This is a genomic window from Providencia sp. PROV261, from assembly GCF_028477945.1.
Taxonomy (GTDB): Bacteria; Pseudomonadota; Gammaproteobacteria; order Enterobacterales; family Enterobacteriaceae; genus Providencia; species Providencia stuartii.
The window spans coordinates 1-2,817 of the sequence record NZ_JAMPMC010000084.1; the positions used below are offsets into that span (position 1 = coordinate 1).

Here is a 2,817-nt window from a genome sequence, read left to right on the forward strand (position 1 = left end):
ATGGGTGGATCCGTGGGGATGGGCGTGTTCTGGAAAAACTCCAGGTGGAAAAGGGTTAGGCGGAAATCAAAAAGTTGATCGGGCAGCGAGGGAACTTGATTACGCAGTGCAGAGAGCAAGTAAATATCTTGACCGCGGTGGTCATATGAATACTGCATGGGAAAGATATATCAAAATTGGGCAAATAATCAACATATACCTCAGTGGTTAAAAAAATGTTGCTAGAGGGAATGCTATTCAGCGAATAACGGACAAATTAACCGTTAACAATAGATATCTTGAAGGTATGATCAGAAATAAAACAGGTTCATGGTGGGGGAGCTTACGCCCAGATTATCATTTCGAACTACCAAACGGAAAAGTAGCTGTATTTGATATAACTACTTCGGGGCGAGCATCTAAAATTAGTAAATATAATATTGACGATGTTACGGATTGGTTGATTAATATTCTTTATCAATAGAGGATATTTGATATGAATAATAAATTAAAAAAAGAAATGGTAGAGAGATGGACTGATGAGCTGAACTTTAAGATAAACGCCATGTTTAAAAAGGAAGATTGGAGAGACAAAAATATTATTAATGCTCGTTGGAATATGGCTCCTTTTGGGTCCACCGATAATAATAAACTAGATTTTAGAGGATTTGTTTTTAGAGAGCCTATTCATTACCACCATATCTCAAATATTGATTTTTCTTATTCACGGGTAATAAGTGGTAATAAAGATAAGTACGGACCATCAAGAGGGGTAACTGGATTTATTAGTTCAATACTTGAAGATTGCAACTTTATTGGTTCACACATGCCTGCTAACTTGGCTGAAAAATTTACAAAATGTAATTTCAGTGGAGCAAAATTTGAGTCATCAAAATTAAATGCTGATTTTTTTTCCTGTCAGTTTATTAACTCCGACATGAAAGATGTTTTAGCCAATGGTAAAAAATTTATCAAATGTGATTTCACTAATGCTAGTTTAAAAAAATGTAATTTTTACAACTGCTATTTTGAAGACTGTATATTTGATAATGCAATTATGTCTTCCTCAAATATCTCAGGTAGTACATTTGTTAAGACTAAACCTTCTGAGCTTCAGATCATGAGCTGCTCTGTGTCTGATAATTTAAAATTTTTATAAAATATTCTAAACATCATAGATGTGTAGATTATTGTGTTTATCTACGTAAAAAAACTTATTTCCAGTAAGCAAAATTCATTGATTTTATAGATTTTCTAAAATACTCACGATGGGTTGAATGGCTTGTCAGAGGTTCTTACCAAGAATAAAGGTAATATCGTTTAGCAAGTCCAATCGTGTTTTTTGGGGAATTTACAGCGTCAGGCCCGCCCTACCGGTGAGTTTAACAGTGAACAAAACCTGCGTTTTCAAGGGCAATATTTCGACAAAGAAACCGGCCTGCACTATAATACTTTCAGGTACTACGCCCCGGATTTAGGTCGCTTTACCCAGCAAGACCCTATCGGGTTAGCGGGTGGGTTAAATCTGTACCAGTATGCGCCAAATCCACTGACATGGGTGGACCCGTGGGGATTATCCGCTTGTGCACCCACTCACCATTTGGCTACAAATAAACATTCGATTTGGTCTAAAGAATTTAGAAAGCTATTTAAGAAAAATGATTTGGGTAAGTTTAAAAATGGTAAATGGAGAAAAGATGTTCTCAATGATCCTTTAAACAAAATTGATGTTCCTGGACATAAAGGTCCTCACCCAGAGCATATGCATCAAGAGATCTTTGATCGTTTGTCGGCTGCGAGTGACATAGGTAAAGATGCATTTAGAAAAGAACTTGAACAACTGAGAGTTGACGCTATCACTCCTGGCTCTTGGCTTAATGATATATTGACGAAGGTTAATAAATAATGAATTATTATAAGTTGGGTATAAATCCTGCAAGTAAAAAGTGGAAAGGTTATATGAATTTAAGCTCATTTCTTTTAGATGACAAAGGAAATGAATTAAGTGGTGTGAAACTATCAGCTATCCAAGAGAAATTTAATGGTGTTTTATATTTCGATATAACAAGTCAGGGTAAAATTCCCCCAGTTACCCCAATAAGCTCTAGATTCTTAGCATTTAATGACAGTGTTTTTTGTACAGATGATTTTGACGTTAATGGCGTCCAGCCAATACCAATTATTAATAGAGATAGTAATTTAAAATATATATTGATGCATGTATTTAATTACATTGATTGTGTTGATTGGGAACATTCTAAAGTTGACCACTGGCCTGTGGGATATATTCCAGAAACATGGCAGTCAAAACGTGGGCGTTTTTTTATTGAACCTATTATTTATAAAAGTAAGATACCTAAAAACTTAGATGCCTTTCGTTTGTATGAATGGAATGATGCGTTTAATATCGTGATATCTGAAAGTTTTAAAGAAAAATTATTATCGGTAAAATTTGATCATACTTTTCTTGATTTTGAACTATTAACTCTTAAATAAGAAACTGCCCGGATATTAGACCCTATAAATAATTCTGTGTATTTGCCTTTCATTAAAGGTGACCGTCTAGGCGGTCGCCAAACGTAATAATAAAACGGCTCATTGCCTGTTTCCAGTTTTGAATTGGCATACTCCATTTTTTAGAAGCTGATTCAATCGCTAAGTAAATCACTTTACGCACTAAATCATCGCTGGGGAATGCCTTACGTTTCTTAATCGCATGACGAATAACGCTATTTAGTGACTTGATGGCATTCGTGGTATAAATGGTTTTGCGGATATCATCAGGGTAAACAAAAAATATATTTACGTTTTCCCAATGCGCATACCAACTTTTGCTAA

Annotated in this window: 4 protein-coding genes and 2 pseudogenes; 5 read left to right on the forward strand and 1 reads right to left on the reverse strand. The window is 35.0% G+C overall.

Going from position 1 to position 2,817, the window contains the following annotated elements; genetic code table 11:
* From PR675_RS20600 to PR675_RS20615, 5 genes and pseudogenes are all read left to right on the forward strand, one after another.
* On the forward strand, nt 1-211 hold a 211-nt coding region (locus PR675_RS20600; protein WP_272582970.1), incomplete at its 5' end, for a hypothetical protein.
* A gap of 264 nt (nt 212-475) precedes the next feature.
* Nucleotides 476-1,138: a pentapeptide repeat-containing protein gene (locus tag PR675_RS20605; RefSeq protein ID WP_060561370.1), complete on the forward strand. Its 663-nt coding sequence runs from the start codon at nt 476-478 to the stop codon at nt 1,136-1,138.
* Nucleotides 1,139-1,369: 231 nt separating this feature from the next.
* Nucleotides 1,370-1,564 (forward strand): annotated as a pseudogene (locus PR675_RS21085) (RHS repeat-associated core domain-containing protein); the annotation flags it as partial.
* Between the two features lie 60 nt (nt 1,565-1,624).
* Nucleotides 1,625-1,885, forward strand: a pseudogene (locus PR675_RS21090) (AHH domain-containing protein); the annotation flags it as partial.
* A complete protein-coding gene (locus PR675_RS20615; RefSeq protein WP_060561372.1) occupies nt 1,885-2,475 on the forward strand; it encodes a hypothetical protein in 591 nt (196 codons plus the stop codon). The pseudogene PR675_RS21090 and the gene PR675_RS20615, both read left to right, overlap by 1 nt.
* 52 nt (nt 2,476-2,527) lie before the next feature.
* Here the strand turns inward: PR675_RS20615 and PR675_RS20620 are convergent.
* A partial coding sequence (locus tag PR675_RS20620; protein ID WP_272582971.1) for a transposase occupies nt 2,528-2,817 on the reverse strand: 290 nt, incomplete at its 5' end.